This window comes from Bacillus sp. BR3(2024) (assembly GCF_039134555.1).
GTDB lineage: Bacteria > Bacillota > Bacilli > Bacillales > Bacillaceae_G > Bacillus_A > Bacillus_A cereus.
The window spans coordinates 5,114,508-5,134,366 of sequence record NZ_CP152433.1 but is presented as its reverse complement, the minus strand read 5'-3'; the positions used below and the strand labels follow the sequence as shown (position 1 = coordinate 5,134,366).

Here is a 19,859-nt window from a genome sequence, read left to right as displayed (position 1 = left end):
CTTTCGTTTTTAAATAAAAGGCAATCACACGATGTTGTGATTGCCTTTTTATGTGGAGATAATAAAAAAATAAAATTTTATCAAACAAAAAGGGAATTTGCGTCGTCTTATATAAATGACAGGAGGCTTATGATGGAAGAAAAGGTAGAAGAATTAATTGATATATATATATAAGAAGCAAATATATTCCTTATGCTATAAGTTAGCGAAAACGAAAGAAGATGCGGAAGATATTTTTCAAGAGACGTGGATAAAGGTTTTTTCATCAAGTCACCAACTTTCTTATGTGGATAAAGGAGTTAAAGGAAATCTGTGAATCGAAAAAAGGTAGTTTTACAGTTACTTTAAAAGCAAATGAAGAGTATGTATTGAATATAAGCGGATTAAAAGTGAAAGATGGATTCGTAAAAGTGAATTGGTAAGAGAAATAAAAGGGGCCCTATAAAGGACCTCTTTTTTATTGAATAGTATAAGTAACAGAAAAACTAACAGGACTATAGTAAACGTAAGGTGCATGAAATTGAACATACATATTTCCATCTGTTTTTGCAGTGAAAATTCGGCCGTAACCATCAGAATAACGTCCAATTAGGTTATGATTTGAGTCATAAACACTGTAACTAGGAGTTTTGCTGTTAGGATGAATTGTTAGTTCTTGTCCTTTTTGAAGGAAAATAGGTTCTTGTTCAGAACTACCTCCAGTTTGCAAAGAATAAAATTTTGTAAAGCTTTGTTCTTGAGCGGCAGCAGCGACTTTTGTTTCAGGAATAAACGCAGTAGCTCCAGTAATTCCTGCTAAAGTTAATGCACCTGCTAAAATCATTTTTTTCATAATAGAAAAAGCCTCCTTATTAGTTGTAATCGGTGTTGTTACAGTTAATATTGTATACGATAATGGGTAGGATAAAATATGCTTTTATGCATATATATTTTTTCTCAATAAAAGACCACTGATAAAATCAGTGGTCTTTTAAATGATTAAGCAGCTTTCTGTTCAGTTTGAGGAACAGGTTTTTGAAGCGAGTTATAAACTCCTGTTCCGATAACGTCTAATGCCATTCTCATTCGTTCAGGTGAAATGTTTTCTAATACGTTATCTTGAGGTGTATGGTATACCTTCTCAATATGATAGATTAATGGATTCCAACTATCCACACCCATCCAAATGAATAGAGCAGCAGGAATACCAGCTTCAGCAAATGGAACATGATCACTAGAACCGAATTTACCTTGTAGGACGAGGTCATTATTTAGTTGTTTACCTGCTTGCAAGGCAGCGTCTGTTACAAAGTTTGTAGAACCATCAGGTGTCATAGCGTATAAATTCTTTGCTTTATCATAATTTGTTGCAACCATGTCGGCGTTAAAGACACCTAAAATACGGTCGCGTTCTTTTTGGGATAGACTATTCACGTAATAATCCGAACCAAGTAATCCAGTCTCTTCAGAACCAAAGGTAATAAAGCGAATTTCTTTATCAGTTTCTACATTTTGAAAAGCACGAGCTAGTTCTAATACTAATCCAGTTCCAGAAGCATTATCATTTGCGCCAGGTGCTCCGACAACACTATCATAGTGCGAGCTTACAACGACTGCTTTTTCATTACCTGTACTCTTTTTTGGTTTCTTTTTGGCGATAACATTTAGAGATGTTAATTTAGATTCATGTCTCGCTTTTAGGGAAAGAATTGTTGTCCCTTTTTTAGCGATTTCTTCTTTAAATGCATTTCCTTGCGCATAAGCAAGACCAAAGACAGGGATAGATTGCTTTTTCGTTAGGCGGGGATTGAAGGTTTGTCCATAATTTCCGCGTCCGCCAATTAAACTGTATAAAAGAACACCTTTTGCACCTTTGCTAACAGCATTTTCAACTTGTTTATTATAGTCTGTAACTGTCGTTCCTCTTTCAAATAAAACAATTTTACCGTTTACTTCATTTGGAATATCTTCTAATTTTGTCCCACCTTGAACAAAGATAAGGGGAGCTATAACAGCTTCTGTAGAAATGAGTGCATTAGGAGCAGCACCAGCTTGCCAATTACGTTTTGTTGATAGTGGTGATTCAATGAATCCAACGTATTGATCGGGCACCTGAAATGGTTGATATTCTACGTCATAGCCCATTGATTTAAGCTGCATACCAATGTAACGAGAAGCCCATTCTTCGGATTTTGTTCCACCGGGGCGAGGACCAATTGTTTCAGATAAGAAACGAACATGTTCAATCGCGCGGTTTGGATCAATCTGTTTTGTAATAGATGGAGTTTGTGTAACCTCTGACGTGGAATCCGCTTTTGCTTGCCCAATTGGAGCTAAGCTAACAGCGAGTGATACAGCAAGCAAAGAGCTTACTATTTTTTGTTTCAATGATTTTCTCATTTTTTCTTCTCCTATTCTTCTATTCTCTCTGACTGACAAAAGAAGACGGATAATGACTTTATTTTACCTTTGCACCTTTTATTTTTCAATATTCCGACATTGAGAAATAAAAACGATATATGCATATTTGCATATTTTTGAGGGAGATATGTATGCTATCATTTTAAACGAAGGTTCGCTTTCTACTCTGAAAGCTCCTACATTGCATGAATCTAGTGTACCCAAACTTTAGATTATGTAGAGGAATGGAATCACTGTAGGGTTTCATTTCTCATGTTTGAATCAGTTGATGGTAATTATGTTTCCGCATTTCATAATTATTATCAGTGATATATGTAAGGCATCCATATGAAAATAAGAGGCTGTTCAAAGGTTTTCCGTACTTTTGGGCAGCCTCACCCCGTTAAAAGGACGATACTTTATGTATCGTCCTTTTTGTATAAAAAAACATCCAATCAATTAAGAAATTGATTGGATGTGAAAAAATTATTAATAATTTTTTTTGCGTTTTGTAGCCAAAATACTTAATAATCCAGCTAGTAGAAGAAGGATACCTACTGTTTGTGTAGGGTCTTCTTTATGACCTGTATTTGGAAGGTGTTTATCCGTATTTCGATCATCTTGCTGTTTGTTATCTGTTTTATTCGATGTTTCTTCGGAAGTTCCGTTTTCGTGTTTCTCAGATATTTCATTGCCTTTGTTTTCTTCTTTATTTGGAGGAGTAACTGGCTTGTCATCTCCACCTGAAGAAGATTCAATTTTTTTATTTGAAACTGTAATTTGTAGTGGCGTAGCTTGGGCTTTATCAATTGTAAAGTTTATTGGTGATGCATCTAATTGATAGCCTTTAGGAGCCTTTGTTTCTACTAATTGATAAGTACCAGGTTTCAAATCATTTACGATTACTTTTCCGTGTTGATCTGTTTTTAAACCTTCTCGGATGAATTTTCCATCTTGGTCTAAAATATTGAAAATGGCACCTTCAAGTGTTCCATGGTGATCAATATCAACTTTAGTTAACTCAATTGAACCTGCTGTTAAACTATTTAAAGCTGTAACAGAGGTAACCTGAGATTGTCCTTTCGTAATTGTGAAAGGAATTGGTTTAATGTTTAAATCATAGCCAGTTGGAGCTTTCGTTTCAATAAACTGATAATCTCCCGGACGTAAATCAGAAACAGAAATCTTTCCATCTTTATCAGTAGTTAGATCAGAACGAACATCCTTGCCGTCCATATCTACAATTTTAAAGATAGCCCCTTCAAGAGTAGTACCATCGATGTCATCAACTTTAGTTAATTCAACTGCGCCTTTCGTTAAGCTGTTAGTAGCAGTAACAGAGGCGATTTTTTCTTGGCCTTTTTTAACTGTGAACTTAATAGGTGTGTCGTTTAAGTCATAGTGTTCAGGAGCTTTTGTTTCAATAAACTCATAGTCTCCTGGTGGTAATTCATCCACAACTAAACGGCCGTTTTTATCAGTAGTTAAATCGGTACGAACATCGTGTCCATCCTTATTAACAATTTTAAATACCGCACCTTCTAGCATTTCTTTTTTATCTACAGAGTCAATTTTCGTTAATTCCACGCCACCTTTTGTTAGGCCGTTCTTAGCAGTAACAGAAACGTGAGTTAGTTGACTTCTCTCGATAGTGAAATCGATAGGTGTTTTATTTAAATCGTAATCTTTCGGAGCTTTCGTTTCAATGAACTGATAATCTCCCGGACGTAAATCAGAAACAGAAATCTTTCCATCTTTATCAGTAGTTAAATCAGAACGAACAATTTTACCCTTCGCATCGACGATGTTAAACACTGCATCAGAAAGTTTTGTATCTGGATTTATATCATCTACTTTTATTAATTCTACAGAACCCTCAGTTAAGCTATTTGTAGCAGTAACTTGGAACTTTTCTTTTTGGCTTTTCTTAATTGTAAACTTAATAGGTGTACTATCTAATTTATAGTGTTCAGGAGCCTTCGTTTCAATAAACTGATAGTCCCCAGGACGTAAGTCAGAAACATAAATTTTTCCATGTACATTTGTTGTAAGCTCAGTGCGAATGTCGTTACCATTCATATCAGTAATTTTAAATATCGCATCTTTAAGAGCAGTACTATCTACATCATCTACTTTAGAAAGTTCCACAGCGCCTTTCGTTAAGCTATTTGTAGCTGTAACGGAGATAGGATCAGCTTGGCTCTTTGTGATTGTGAATGGAATTGGCTCTTTGTTTAAATCATAGTGTTTCGGAGCCGTTGTCTCGATGAATTGATAATCACCAGGACGTAGGTCAGAAACGCTAATTTTACCTTGTTGATTCGTAACAAGATCTTTGCGAATTACAGTGCCATTCATATCCACAATTTTAAATACTGCGCCTTCAAGAGTAGTGCCATCGACATCATCCACTTTAGAAAGTTCCACGCCACCTTTTGTTAAACTATTTTTCATAGTAACGGTAGCAATATCTTTTTGGCTTTTTTCAATTGTAAATATAATTGGTTTTTTGTCTAAATCATAGTGTTCAGGAGCCGTTATTTCAACGACTTGATACGTACCAGGACGTAAGTTTTCGATAACGATTTTACCTTCACTGTTTGTTTTTAAATCTGTTTTAAGTACTTTGCCATCTTGATCTAGTAAATTAAATACCGCATCGGCAAGTTTTGTTTGAGTGTTTAAATCATCAACTTTAAGTAATTCGATACTACCTTGTTTTAAGCTATTTGTAGCAGTTAAAGAAATAGCTTTCTTCTGTCCTTTTTCAATAGTGAATTTGATTGGTGTTTCATCTAAAACGTAATGCTTAGGAGCTTTCGTTTCGATGAATTGGTAATCACCAGGACGTAGGTCGTTAATTTCGATTATTCCTTGTTCATTTGTAACAAGGTTTTTATGAACTACATCACCGTTCATATTAACAATTTTAAATACTGCATCTTTAAGAACAGTGCCATCAACATCGTCTACTTTAGAAAGTTTAACTGCACCCTTTGTTAAAGCATTTGTAGCAGTGACATGAAGGGTTTCAGTTTGGCTCTTTTTAATTGTAAATACGATAGGTTTTTTATCTAAATCGTAATGTTCAGGAGCAATTGTTTCAACGAATTGATACGTACCAGGACGTAGATTTTCAACAACAATTTTACCTTCATCATTTGTTTTTAAGCCTTCTTCAACTAGCTCCCCGTCTGCATCTAATAAATTAAATACGGCGTTAGCAAGTTTTGTATTCATATCAATATCGTCAATCTTTGTTAGTTCAACGCTACCGTTTTTCAAAGCATTTTTGCTTGTAACATTGATCTCTTTCGTTTGACTTCTTTCAATTGTAAATGGAATCGTTGTTTCATCTAATACATAGTGCTCAGGAGCTTTTGTTTCAATGAACTGATAGTCTCCAGGGCGTAAATCAGAAACATAAATTTTACCGTTTTTATCTGTAACGAGATTCGTATGAACTTCCTTACCATTCATATCAACAATCTTAAAAATTGCACCTTCGAGCATCGTACGATCGATGTCATCAATTTTTGTTAATGTTACTGCACCTTTCTTTAAACTGTTAGTAGCAGTAACAGTAATATTCTCTTTTTGACTTTTTTCGATAGTGAACGGAATAGGGTCTTTGCTTAAGGTATAGTCTTTTGGAGCTTTTACTTCAATAAATTGATAGTCTCCAGGACGTAAATCAGAAGCAGAAATTTTACCGTTTTTATCAGTCGTTAAACCTTTTCGAATTACCTTTTTAGTATCATGAGCGTCAACGATTATAAATACTGCACCTTCAAGAGTAGTGCCATCAATATCATCAACTTTTGTTAAAGTGACGCCACCTGTAAGTAAACTATTTTTTACAGTAACAGGGATAGGAAGATCTTCCTTACTACCTTTTTTAATTGTGAACTTAATAGGTGTTTTGTCTAATTTATAATGTTCAGGGGCTTTTGTTTCGATAAATTGATAATCCCCTGGTGCTAAATCAGGAATAACTAATACTCCGTGATCATCTGTTGTTAAATCTTTCATAATTTCTTTGCCAGTTGCGTCTTGCAATGTGAATACAGCGCCGGCAAGAGCTTTACTACTTTCCACATCATCTTCTTTAATCAGTTTAACTTTTCCTTTCGTTAAACTATTTTTAAATGTAAGTGGAAGAAGTTTTTGTTGTCCTTTTTCGATTGTAAATTCAATTGGTTCTACATTTACATCGTAATAAGTTGGAGCCTTTGTTTCGATAAGTTTATAGTTACCAGGACGTAAGTCATCTACAACTAGCATTCCTTTACTATTCGTAACAAGGTCCGTACGAACATCTTCATTAGTATCTCTATTAACGATTTTAAATACTGCACCTTCAAGTGTTTCCTTTTCATCTGCAGCATTCACTTTTGTTAACTCAATACCGCCTTTTGTTAAGCTGTTTTTAGCGGTAACAGTAGCCTGAGTTGTTTGACTTTCTGTAATCGTAAATTTAATTGGTTTTGTATTTTTGTCGTAATACTTCGGTGCTGTTACTTCGATAAATTTATAATCGCCAGGACGTAAGCCAGTAGCGATAGCTTTACCATCCGCACCAGTTTTTACATTTTCGCGAATAACTTTCTTTTCATCATTTGCATCAACAATTTTAAATACAGCACCTTCAAGAGCTGTACCATCGATATCATCAACTTTTGTTAATTCAACATCTCCTGGTTTTAAAGCATTTTCAGCTTTCACAAGTAGAGTTTCTTTCTGGCTTCTATCGATTGTAAATTCAATAGGTTCTGCTCGTAAAACGTAATGTTCAGGAGCAGCTATTTCAATAAATTTATACGTACCAGGACGTAGGTTACTAACTTTAACTTTACCGTGTTTATCAGTAGTTAAGTTAGTGTGAGGGGAAACGTCATTATTATTTGTATCGACAAGTTTGAATACAGCACCTTCTAGTGGTTTTTTCTCACCAAACTCATCAACTTTTAATAATTCAACCTCGCCCGTTTTTAAGCTGTTATTTGCCGTAACAGTAGCAAGAGCTTGTTGGCTTTTATCAATTGTAAACTCGATAGGGTTTGTACTTAACGTATAATCCTTAGGAGCTTCTGTTTCGATAAATTTATAAGCACCAGGCTCTAAATCTTTAACGGTAACTTTTCCATCTGAACCTGTTTTTATATTTTCACGAATTACTTGTTTCTCGTCATTCGCATCGACAATTTTAAATACAGCACCTTCAAGGGCAGTGCCATCGACATCATCGACTTTCGTTAAAGTGACACCACCTTTAATGAGGTGATTTGTCGCTGTAACAGTAACTGCTTTTTTTTGACTTTTTATAATTGTAAACTCAATTGGTTTTTTATCTATGTCGTAATCTTTAGGTGCTTTTTCTTCGACAAATTGATAGTCTCCAGGGCGTAAATCTTTTGCTTCGATTTGTCCTTGATCATTTGTCGTTAATTTTTCATATCCACGAATTACTTTGTTATATCGATCGCGTACACTGAACTCCGCACCTGCTAAAGTTTTTCCATCTTTATCGAATTTTGTTAAAATGGCCGATCCTGGAATCAAACTGTTTGTTGCAGTTCGGTTTATTACTGTTGTTTGATCTTCTTTGATTGTGAATTGTATAGGTGTACTGTCTAATTTATAATGCTCAGGAGCAGTTGTTTCTTGTAAGTAGTAAGTTCCTGGTTTTAAATTATCTACAGTAATTTGTCCTTGATTATTTGTTGTTAATTTTTCGTGTTCTGAAATTATTTTTTTGTCTTTATCAAGTAGTGTGAAAACGGCACCTTGCAGTGTGACGTTTTTATTCAGGTCATCAGACTTTGTTAAAACTACTTTACCGACAAACTTCTTATTTGCAAGTTTATATGTTGTAGTCTCTTGTGTACCAAGTTCAACAATTTTCCCTTGTTTTAAATCCCAGCTAATTACATAGCCTTCAGGAGCCTTTGTTTCTTTTAATAAATATTTATCGCGTTTTAAATTATTAAATTTAGCGATACCGTCTTTGTCTGTTGTAATTTTACGGATAACAGTTTTACCTGTACGATCGTATAAAGTAAATTCTGCCCCAGCTAATAGTGCGTTCTTATTGTCGTTATCTACCTTTATAATTTCAAGGTTTCCACGGCCTTTAGTAGCAGATCCTCCGCCTGAACCAGAAGACATTCTCACTTCAATCGTTTCAGTAGTTTCTGTGTTTTTAACTGTCAACTTATTGCCTGTGATTTTCGCTTTATTACTTACTTTTTCTTTATCGTCTGCATTAATAAGTGAGCGATATTCTAAAATATAAGCTCGATCAATTTTTTTCAAGAAGGCAATTTCGAAATGTTGCTTTCCGGTATTATTGTCTGTTGTTATTTTGAGTTTATAGTCTGTTCCTTCTTTTAATTCGTTTACTGTATCTTTTGTTAAATTTCCATATGGATCTACAGTTGTAGGATATAAGTGGAATGAATCTTCCACAATTACCTGATTTTCGGTTGGATCATCTGTTACAACGGCATCTGCAATGGTTGATTGGCTTTCGTTAATTGCGATACTCCAATTAATATAGTTGTCGTCTTGCACAGCTTTTTTAGTAACGAAGCTGCCACCTTTATTTACTTGAGTGTCACCTGTAAGGGTGTTTACGATTTTAGAGCCATCTTTTAAATCTGCCTCGTTTTTGTAGGTGCCTTGGATAAGTTCACCATCAAGGCTTGTTTTAAAGATAATATAGTAAGGTGAATTAATTGATTGTTTGAAATGAACCTTTAGGGTGTTTTTATTTTTCTCTGTAGGTTCTTCAAGTTCATATTTCTCAGTTGGTACAGCATTACCAGGTTGTGCATTATCAGGATTTCCATTTAGAATCATATCGCGCACTTCAATGGATCCAGGCACTAATTTTTGTTTATCTTGTATTACGTCTATAACATAAGGATCTTTAATCTCAACATTATTATAGTTAAAGCCTATTATCCAAGTAATTTCCTTCGTTTGGGCGTTATAAGAACCGTATTTATAACCATTTGCCTTTGTGAAAGTATCAGGATCGAAATTAGCTTCAACTTTATTTGATTGTGGATTAGAATCCGTATCTATCCAAGAAAGGTTACCTGTATTTTTAAATGAAGTTTTACCACTTTCTAGCTTTGTATAATCAAAGTCTGTCGTATATTTTACGACTAATGTCTTTGTCATATTAGACTGATACGTACCTATAAGAGTAATTTTGAAGCCTTTATCTGTTACATCTAAAATATAGTCAGTCCCAGCTTGAAGGGTATAATTTCCGTCTTTAATTTCTAGTTTCTTATCTTTTAATTGTAATCCACCATGATCAAAGGTGTCCGTAATAATCGCGTTGCTTAATGGATAGTTGTTATTATTTACTATAATTGTCCAAGTTGTTGTTTTGTCTTTATAATTTGTTTCAGCTTTATTATTAGATTTAATAATATTTTGCTGCTTGAAGCTAGCTTCATTTTCTTTACTTGAATCATTATCAGCTGTAACTTTATTTTTTACTTTTCCATCTTCTATAACTTTATTAGTTGGCTTGGTTTTATAGGTAATCACATAAGCACTATTAATATCATCATTAAACTGTAAATCGAATCCATTCTTCTTGTTATTTACAGTGTAATTATTAACAGCGTCTCCTGTTACAAGCGTTCCTTTTTCATTATATGAAGCGTTTTTTACAACAATAGAATTTGCATCTAGTTCGTGTGTATCGTCAAAAATATCTTTTAAAATCGCATCAGCTTTTTTGATCTCTCTTTGATCACCATTGTAAGTAATTGTCCACTCAATTGTTTGCGTCTTTGGATCATATTTACTTGTTTTATTTAAGTGTGTACCACGAGAAACCGTTACAGTAGAACTTGCGTTTTGTTGCTTTTGATTATCACTCGTTATCGTAACGTTATTTCGGAAACTTTTAATATTTTCATCAGTAATTTTTGTGGCATATTCGATTTGATATGCTTTATTGATAGAATCTTTGAAAGCAATCTCCAATTTTGAGCCATCTGATGAAATAATATTGTAATCTGTTGGCTCAGCTTCTGCACCACGCGTTACATTCCCATTAACATCAACTTCTAAATAATAAACTTTAATAGAATCTTTATTTAAGCTTGTACCTTGTGGAATGTTATCTTTAAAAACAGCGTTTTTAAGGGGGTCTTTCGTTTTGTTCATCTCTACTTTCCAATTAATTTCATTTGTATTAATTGGTCTATCAGGTAAACCCTTTTTATTCGTAGCTGTTTGTACATTAGGCTTAAAGTCAACTGTAATAGAAACATCCTTATCTTTAATCGGGAAAGGAATTTCTTGTGTTGTTGTACCTTTAATTTCAGCTTTATTAAATTCTGTCTTTAATTGTAGGTTACCAGCAACATCTGGATGCTCTTCAACATAATCGTTGAATGTCATCGTGACTTTTCCATCTTTTGTAACAGTAAAATTACCAATTTGATGGTTTTCACTATCATATAAAGGACTGTTAATTGTATTGTAAATCTTAAAATGTTTAGGAAGATCAAAAATATAGTAATCTCCATTTTTCACATTCATTGATTTTAAAAGTTCCCATGTAAACTCAATATTGGCAGGGGAATCTGTACTTGGACGGTTATCCTCTGTAAATGGTTTTCCGTCTTTATCCGTCAACTTTACACTGGTTAAAATGTTTGTTGTTATTTGCCTTGGACCTGAATTTGTATTCTCAGCAGGGTCGCTTGCTAGCTTTTGTTCTGGATTGTCAGTAGCAATTTTAGCTGCTGGATTTTGTTCCGGATTATCAGTGGCAGTTTTAGCTGCTGGGTTTTGTTCCGGATTATCGGTAACAGTTTTAGTTGTTGGGTTTTGTTCCGGATTATCAGTAACAGGTTTAGTTATTGGGTTTTGTTCCGGATTATCAGTAACAGGTTTAGTTGCTGGATCTTGCTCCGGATTGTCAGTAACAGGTTTAGCTACTGGATCTTGCGCTTGTTTATTAGTATCCTGTTTGGTGCCATCTTCTTTAGAGTTTTCTACTTGAACAGGAACTGATATAGGCTGAACCATTGTTCCTAAAGGAAAAGCGATTTGAACTGATTTTTCTCCAGTTTTTAAAGTTGAGTTAAACACGGTATCAACTTTAATTTTTCCTTTAGCGTCTTTCAAATTTTCTACTTGATTATTAAATATTAATTTTAATTTATTATCTTTAGCTGTTATAAAATATTGACCAATATTTTTTTGATCTGTTACTAAATCTCCTTGCAAATCTTTAGATACTTTTAATGCAAGTGGTATTTGAACTACTGCTGTATCATTTGCGTGTGCAGCTTGTTGATCCTTTATTGACCAAGCGTATTCTACTTGAATGATTGATCCTATCTTTATTAAGTTTTTAGGATTTAATGCTTCGTCAATAATATGATTCGTTGCATCTTTCATTTCAACAGTGTCAAATAAGGAATCTCCTGTTAAGGTTTCCGCTTTTACTTGATTGTATGGAAAACTAGCAAGTTGCGAAAATAGTACGAATACAATTAAACATACATTGAAAAGTTTTTTCATTTTTCCTCCTCTGAACATTCATTTGTCCATTGGGGACTTATTCCACATGAACAAATGGAATATTAAAAGTATTTGTTATAAGCTATTTACTTTTTGCTATCCCTCCGTTTCTATACGCGTTCTCAGACAAACAGGATTATGTTCAAAGTAAAATTGTTTAACGTAAAACAAAATGTATATTTACACAGTTCTATGAAAATATACACAATTCGACAAAAAATGTCGAAAAAAATACTGATATAAAGAATGATATCAGACCTTTATATGTGAGATAGTTTTCATGTATATCTAGTAAAAAAGAATGGTTATAAAGGTAAGTTTTACGATACATACTAACCAATGTAGTGTATCCCTTTGTGAAGGCTTATTGTTGCCTTAAAGTTATGTGGAAATAAAAATCTAGATAGGGTTGGTTTTGGTCAGAATGAAGACAATATGTACTTTGAAAATAGTCATTTATTTTGTCTAAAGAGAGTTGTGCGATTAGTGGACCGAAGTTGAAAGATGATAGTTTCTTACATTATTAGAGGAATATAAGAATTACAGAATATTCGACTAACACGTTACTGCGGTCATTTTTGAGACTGTTTAAACAATAAGAAAGAAGGTGTTTTACTCCTTAGTTACAATATCTTTTTAGTAAAGATAAGCTTAAGTAACCTCCGCTAAAGATTATATACTTAAATGATAAAGAGTTCAACAGTAGTTCACATATTTTCCCAAAAATAAAAACGGCTGTTTTATGTGGAATAAATCTACAAAACAGCCGTTTTTGGTATTAGATTTCTGTTAAAATTATTGGTTCGCCGCGCGTTACGACAATGGTATGTTCACATTGTGCAACAAGACTTTTATCAGGTGTAACGAATGTCCAACCGTCGTCACCACGTTCAATAATATGATCAGCTTTCATAGAGATGAACGGTTCTACAGCGATAACAAGACCGTCTTTTAGAAGCGCATTATCCATTGGATCATAGTAACTTAAAATGTGATTTGGTGCTTCATGTAAGCTAAGACCAATGCCGTGACCAGTTAAGTTTTGAATAACATTGTATCCACTTTTATGTGCGAAGTTTGAAACAGCACGACCAATTTGATTTTGTTTTGAGCCAGCTCTAACCTTTTTCATTGCTGCCCAAAATGCATCAACCGCTGCTTGGCAAAGCTTTTCTTTTGCTTCGTCTTCTCCAAGAACAAATGAGATACCTGTATCTGCATAATAGCCATCAAGTGCAGCAGATACATCGACGTTTACTAAGTCGCCTTCTTTTAATACGCGATCTCCTGGAATACCATGAGCAACTTCCTCATTTACACTAATGCAAGTTACACCTGGGAAATCATATTCTTTTTCAGGTGCAGAAATAGCACCGTGCTCATCTAATACTTTTTTACCGATCAAATCAAGCTCTTTCGTTGTCATACCTGGCTTCGCTTGTTTTTTCATTTCTTCACGTGCAAGCGCAACGATGCGGCCGATTTTTCGTAAGCCTTCTAAATCTTGTTCATTACGAATAATCATGAAAACCACTGTCCTTCCTCGAATATATATCTTATCCGATTGTATCATGTTTATTTTCGTCCTGCTACTCGCTTGCGGTATGGGGGTTGATTCCTCTCATAAAGAATACATGACAATTGTCATATCGATGTCATGACGCATCATACTGTTTCCTAAGTTTTCCAAGTAATACAATGTAAATATAAGAAACAGCGGGGGTGGAGAGATGGAAAAGATTATTGAAGTAAATGGTGTTTCTAAAACATTTAAACATAAAAACGCAGTAAATAATGTTTCATTTCATGTAAATAAAGGGGAAATAGTAGCGTTGCTTGGGCCAAATGGTGCTGGGAAAACAACGACGATGTCGATGATGCTTGGATTAAAGGAACCAACGGAAGGTAAGGTCTCTATATTTGGAAAGAGTCCAAAGCATAGAGATGTTCGTAATAGCCTCGGTGCGATGCTGCAAGAAGTAAGTGTCATTGATAGTATTACGGTGGAAGAGGCAATTGAGTTATTCCGTAGTTATTATACGAATCCTATAGAGAAAAAAACGTTACTGCAGTTATCAAATTTAGAATCAGAGCGAAAGCAAAGATGTGAGAAATTATCAGGTGGGCAAAAAAGAAGGTTAAACTTTGCGCTTGCACTTGCGGGAAATCCGGATTTGTTATTTTTAGATGAGCCGACAGTCGGAATGGATATTACGTCTCGAAGAACGTTTTGGGAAACGATTCGAAAGTTAGCAAGTGAAGGAAAAACGATTATTTTAACGACGCATTATTTAGAAGAAGCAGATGCTTTAGCAAATCGTATCTTATTATTTGCGAATGGAAAGATTATCGCAGATGGTACACCAGACGAAATGAAAGCAACAATTTCGAGAAAAACAATCACATTTTACTCAAAGGAAAGCATTCCTACAAAATTACTAAAGGAATTACCAAATGTAACAGAAGTAAAGTCAAACGAAGGATGCTTCATTTTAACAACGGAGGATACGGATGCAACTTTAAAAGCCATTTATCAAAGGAGTTTACCTGTAACAGATGTTTCAGTTGAACGTGGAAGTCTTGATGAGGCATTTGAACAATTCGTTGCAAATCAGAAGGAGGAAATCGCATGAGAGCGTTATGGATGCAGTGCAAAATAGAAATTTTACGTACATTCCGCAATAAATTATTTATCTTTTTCTCATTATTAATGCCTGTTATGTTTTACTACATTTTCACAAATGTTGTTCAAGTACCACAAAACGGAGATGCATGGAAAGCACATTATTTAATTTCGATGGCAACTTTCAGTATTGTAGGGACTGCACTCTTTAGTTTCGGTGTGAGACTTTCTCAGGAAAGAGGGCAAGGATGGACACATCTTCTAAAAATTACACCGCTTCCAGAGGGAGCATATTTAACAGCAAAAATTATCGCTCAAACAGTAGTAAATGCTTTTTCAATATTAGTTATCTTTATTGCAGGGATACTAATTAATCATGTTGAGTTAACGGTAGGGCAATGGATTGGTGCGGGGTTATGGTTATTGTTAGGGGTAACACCATTTTTAGCGTTAGGAACAGTAATAGGTTCCATTAAGAAGGCGGACGCAGCTGCTGGCTTAGCAAATATTTTAAATATGAGTTTAGCTATAGTTGGCGGGTTGTGGATGCCGATTGAAGTATTCCCAAAAATATTAAGAACGATTGGTGAATGGACACCGACATACCATTTCGGAAGTGGTGCGTGGGATATTGTAGCTGGAAAATCAATTGGATGGGAAAATATCGCGGTATTAGGAGGTTATTTCCTTATATTTGTTGTAGTATCAATATATATAAGAAAAAGACAGGAAGCGGTATAAATGATAGAGAAGAAGAGGATTGAGATTTTTCCGAAACATATGGGATTTTTTCCGTACATGTGGCTTGTGTATTTATTATTTCCAATTTATCATTTAGCACAAGCATCAGGATGGAAGCTTGTGCTAGGAAGCGGTATGTTGATACTTTTTATTATCACATACCGTCAGCTATATTTTGTTCAGAAGACGTTTATTTTATGGGCATGCATTCAAATGATACTCATCTTTTTATTTGCTTTATTTTATAATCCTTTTATGATATTTTTTGGCTTTTTCACAGCAAGTGCGATGGGGTTTGCGCCAAATAAGAAAGTATTTCGAGTGCTGTTATGCTCGTTAGTTATAATGCTTGGAGCATTTTTATTTGTAAATATGAATCAAATAACAACTACAAGTTTAGTAAATATCGTTCCTATGTTTATTTTAATGCTTCTTACGCCATTTGGTATGCGTAATTTTAATCAGAAAAAGATGTTAAGAAATCAATTAGATGAGGCGAACGAGCAAATTAAAGATTTAGTAAAACGTGAAGAACGGCAGCGAATTGCAAGAGATCTTCATGACACATTAGGGCATACCTTATCTCTTATTACTTTAAAAAGCCAGCTCGTTGAGAAGTTAATTGTGAAAAATCCAGAGCGTGCAAGTGCGGAAGCTAAGGAAATTACACAAACTTCTCGTACAGCTTTAAAACAGCTGAGAGAATTAATTTCTGATATGCGTATGATTACGGTAGAAGAAGAGCTAGAGCAAATAAAAGCGATCTTACAAGCAGCTAATATTGAATTAGAAGTGAGGCAAGAAGCAAGATCGAGCTCGTTATCACCAATTGAACAAAATATTGTCGGGATGTGTTTACGTGAGGCCGTTACAAATGTTGTAAAACATAGTAAGGCAACGCGGTGCGCAGTTTCTGTATTAGAATCACAAGGTGAACTGATTTTGAAAGTAGAAGATAACGGAATCGGTTTAACAGATCAAAATCATGATGGAAATGGTATTCGCGGCATGAAAGAACGAATTGCTCTTATTGATGGATTTGTTGAACTAGGTACAATCAATCCAGGGACGTTATTAACGGTAAAAGTTCCAGTTGTTATTAGAACAGGAAAAGATGAGGTGAGGGCATGATTCGAATTATTATTGCAGAAGACCAGCGGATGCTTCGTGGTGCATTAGGGGCCCTGCTTGATCTAGAAGATGATATCGAAGTAATTGGGCAAGCTGCGAACGGGGAAGAGGCGTTAAAATTAATTGAATCGTTAAAGCCAGATGTAAGTATTATGGATATTGAAATGCCGATTCAAAGTGGATTGGATGTCGCTGAGACTTTAAAGAAAGAAAAATCATCATGCAAAGTAATGATTTTAACAACATTTGCACGGCCGGGATATTTTGAAAGAGCAATGAAAGCTGGTGTGCACGGCTATTTATTAAAGGATAGCCCAAGTGAAGATTTAGCGGCAGCAATTCGTAATGTAATGAAGGGGAAACGAGAGGTCTCCCAAGATTTAATGTTTGGCTTATGGCAGGAGCAAAATCCGTTGTCAGATCGCGAAAAGGAAGTACTGTTGCTTGCGAAAGAAGGAAAGACGGCAAACGAAATTGCGAAGGCACTTTATCTTTCGCCGGGTACAGTACGTAATTATATTTCTGAAGTATTAGCGAAGCTTGATGCGAAAAATAGAATTGAGGCAATTACAATTGCGGAAGAAAAGGGTTGGATATAAAAAGAAGGTTACCTATGAGAGGTAACCTTCTTTTTATAATTATTGTACTTCTATTACTTGATTTACTTTTTGTAACGGTTTGTAACCGTGTGCTTCAAATGCCTTTGCAAATTCATTTGATACGGCAGTGCCATATAAATCTTTTGCAGCTTGTACGATATGAGATTGAAGTGATTCAAAGTCTTCAGCGGAAGTTGCATAATTTTGCAATGCACGCATAACAACTTTACTTACTTTTTCATTTCCTTGTTTTTGAACAGCAACACCGTTATATGTTTTACCTTCAGCTAATTGATATAATACGTGACTGATAATACCAGAATTCACGTGTGATTCTTGATTATTACCATCGTTATAGAAATCTTGTAAATTTGTATATAGTTTATGACCGCCGTCACCAATTTCCCTTGGGATATCACGAATTGTTAGGCCACCTAATGTATCGCCCATAATCCAGTTTCCTTTATCTTTCTTTACGTAATATTCGATTTGTGTACCCCAGAAATCCGCTAATCCCTCGTTTAGTGCAGATGTTTCAGCGCTTGGATATCTCACGACTTTATTTTTCGTCGTGCCACTGAATACAGCATGTCCAAATTCATGAGCTGTTACATCAAGAGCGGATGTTAGTTTTCCGTCTAAACCATCACCAAATACCATTTGGTTCCAAGCGGGATGCCAAAATGCATTTACATAGTCTTCTTTTACACCATCACTAACTTCAGTAGAATCAAAACCGTGTACACTAGCAACAACTTTTGAATCTTTATTGTCGTAACTTTTTAGATTATGTTCTTTCTTAAAGTAATCGTAAATATCACTCATGTTCTTCATAGCGCCCGCGGCTTCTTTATCTGCAAAATTAGGATTGCTACTTGAAATTAGTGTCCCTGGATAACCAGCTTGACTATATCCTCCGAGAGAATCGGCGTAGTTTGCATTATAAATATAAATACCATTTCCGCGTGATAAATCTGCTAAATAAAACTTCCCATCAGTTCCTTTGGCAATATTGAAAGAGATGTTTTCTTGAAGTGCATTTTTCCCAGTTCCTTGCTCACTTGCAGGGGATAATCTAGGTGATGTTACTTGATTTATAGTCTTATTCTCTTTGTTTTTAATGAATTTTTCTTGGAAAAGTACTTCGCCAGTTTTTAAATCAACGATAGCATTGCCGTTTATAATTTGTTCATTGTTTTCATAAGTAAATGTAATAACAGTTGCGAATGTATAATAGCCATCTTTTTTCTTATAAACAACGGTTTCGCTAGAGAATTCTGTCTCAACTGCATCACTTGGAATTTGAACTATATCGCGTAATTTAGATTTTACTTCATTTTTCGACAAAAAATTTGTTATAGTAAGATTAGGTTGTTGATTTAAATTTTGAACAACTTTACCACTAACAGTTGTGATCACTCCATTTTTATCTACTTTTACAATGAGATCTTGGCCATATACTTTATAGTTTTTATATGTTTGTGCAAGGCGAACTTCGGTTTGATTTTCTTTGGTTTCTTTATTTGTAGGTTGGAAATCTACATTTTTTTCAGTAGTGACTTGTTCTTGTTGAGCTTTAGCCCCGTTTACCTCACCTTTTAAATACTTTTTCGCAATATTTTCTTTCGTATCATTTTGAGGTTCTGTTAATTTTCCAATTGTTAAACCAGGCTGAGCAATTTCAACTTTGACTTCATTTTTATCTAATTCTTGGGCATGAATAGCTTTTGTTGATAAAGGACAAAGGAGACCGAACGTAACGAAAGCACTAGCAAATTTTCTATAATTCATCTATAACACTCCTAATCTATTATTGTATGTGAGATGAATTGTATGAAAAATTTGCCGAATTATATATATATTATGCATTATTTCATATCAAAAATTGTCGAATTAACATTATTGTAGTGGTATGACAACTTAAAAAACTAGATTGTTATAATGGGATGGTGAGTAAGTATGCACGCAGAAAAATTAGGAAGTGAAATTAAGAAAATTAGGGTGATGAGAGGATTAACACAAAAACAGTTATCCGAGAACATATGTCATCAATCGGAAGTAAGTCGAATTGAATCGGGCGCGGTATACCCAAGTATGGATATATTGCAAGGTATTGCAGCAAAATTACAAGTTCCCATCATTCATTTTTATGAGGTACTCATTTATTCTGATATTGAGAGGAATAAGCAGTTAAAAGATCAAATTATTCTACTTTGTAAGCAAAAAAAATATAAAGAAATTTATAATAGAGTATGCAATGAATTGAAAAAGGAAGAATATCATCCCGAGCTTCAGCAATTTCTTCAATGGCAATATTATGTAGCTGCTTACGTATTGAAAAAAATCGATTACGAATATTGCATTTTAGAATTAAAGAAATTGCTCAATCAACAACTGGTAGGAATAGATGTATATCAGAACCTTTATATTGAAAATGCAATTGCAAACATTTATGCTGAAAACGGCTATTTGAAGCAGGGTATTGATTTGTTTGAAAATATATTAAAACAATTAGAGGCATTGCATGATAATAAAGAGTTTGATGTGAAGGTGAGACATAATCATGCAAAAGCATTATACATAGACAATCAATACGAAGAAGCGCTTTGTCACGCAAATAAAGCCATTGACCTATCGTGTCGAATTAACAGTATGACATTGATTGGACAGTTATACTTTCGAAAAGGTGAATGCCTAGCAAAACTTGGGTGTGATAGAGCAGAAATTGAAGATGCTTACGAAAAAGCATGCTTCTTTTTTGATATATTAGGAAACCATGAATTAAAAGAATCACTTATAAAAAAAATGAAGAAATAAAAAAGACA

General features: G+C 34.5%; 11 protein-coding genes and 1 pseudogene. 7 read left to right on the top strand and 5 right to left on the bottom strand.

Annotated features, from left to right (window positions below; translation table 11 throughout):
- Positions 1–157: 157 nt before the first annotated feature.
- Complete coding sequence (locus V7S45_RS26470; protein WP_342761597.1) at positions 158–316, top strand: sigma factor; 159 nt, start codon at positions 158–160, stop codon at positions 314–316.
- A pseudogene (locus tag V7S45_RS26465) lies at positions 291–422 on the top strand (anti-sigma factor); the annotation flags it as partial. The gene V7S45_RS26470 and the pseudogene V7S45_RS26465, both read left to right, overlap by 26 nt.
- A gap of 35 nt (positions 423–457) precedes the next feature.
- Here V7S45_RS26465 and V7S45_RS26460 read toward each other — a convergent pair.
- The 4 genes from V7S45_RS26460 to map all read right to left on the bottom strand — a co-directional run bounded on the left by V7S45_RS26460 (position 458) and on the right by map (position 13,513).
- Positions 458–832, bottom strand: a complete 375-nt coding sequence (locus tag V7S45_RS26460; RefSeq protein ID WP_000738221.1) for a hypothetical protein — start codon at positions 830–832, stop codon at positions 458–460.
- Positions 833–978: 146 nt separating this feature from the next.
- Entirely contained in the window at positions 979–2,379 is a 1,401-nt protein-coding gene (locus V7S45_RS26455; RefSeq protein ID WP_342761596.1) for a M28 family metallopeptidase, read from the bottom strand.
- 489 nt (positions 2,380–2,868) lie between these two features.
- On the bottom strand, positions 2,869–11,940 hold the full coding sequence (locus V7S45_RS26450) for a SpaA isopeptide-forming pilin-related protein (protein WP_342761595.1): 9,072 nt from the start codon (positions 11,938–11,940) through the stop codon (positions 2,869–2,871).
- A 778-nt stretch (positions 11,941–12,718) separates the two neighbouring features.
- A complete protein-coding gene (gene map / locus V7S45_RS26445) occupies positions 12,719–13,513 on the bottom strand; it encodes a type I methionyl aminopeptidase (RefSeq protein WP_342761594.1) in 795 nt (264 codons plus the stop codon).
- Between the two features lie 157 nt (positions 13,514–13,670).
- Here map and V7S45_RS26440 point away from each other — a divergent pair, with 157 nt between their 5' ends.
- The 4 genes from V7S45_RS26440 to V7S45_RS26425 are packed head-to-tail and all read left to right on the top strand — an operon-like array spanning position 13,671 to position 17,034.
- A complete protein-coding gene (locus tag V7S45_RS26440) occupies positions 13,671–14,573 on the top strand; it encodes an ABC transporter ATP-binding protein (protein ID WP_025688592.1) in 903 nt (300 codons plus the stop codon).
- Positions 14,570–15,304 (top strand): ABC transporter permease, encoded by a 735-nt coding sequence (locus tag V7S45_RS26435; RefSeq protein ID WP_001202431.1) that lies wholly within the window; start codon positions 14,570–14,572, stop codon positions 15,302–15,304. Before V7S45_RS26440 ends, V7S45_RS26435 begins: the two co-directional genes overlap by 4 nt.
- Positions 15,305–16,435 (top strand): sensor histidine kinase, encoded by a 1,131-nt coding sequence (locus tag V7S45_RS26430; protein WP_000570624.1) that lies wholly within the window; start codon positions 15,305–15,307, stop codon positions 16,433–16,435. It abuts the gene before it with no gap.
- Entirely contained in the window at positions 16,432–17,034 is a 603-nt protein-coding gene (locus V7S45_RS26425; RefSeq protein ID WP_000619259.1) for a response regulator transcription factor, read from the top strand. Before V7S45_RS26430 ends, V7S45_RS26425 begins: the two co-directional genes overlap by 4 nt.
- 39 nt (positions 17,035–17,073) lie before the next feature.
- On the opposite strand, the gene V7S45_RS26420 is transcribed toward V7S45_RS26425, so the two are convergent.
- Entirely contained in the window at positions 17,074–18,825 is a 1,752-nt protein-coding gene (locus V7S45_RS26420) for a M4 family metallopeptidase (RefSeq protein ID WP_089607761.1), read from the bottom strand.
- Between the two features lie 168 nt (positions 18,826–18,993).
- Between V7S45_RS26420 and V7S45_RS26415 the strand changes: the two genes are divergently transcribed.
- On the top strand, positions 18,994–19,851 hold the full coding sequence (locus V7S45_RS26415; RefSeq protein ID WP_000542925.1) for a helix-turn-helix domain-containing protein: 858 nt from the start codon (positions 18,994–18,996) through the stop codon (positions 19,849–19,851).
- Positions 19,852–19,859: the final 8 nt, after the last annotated feature.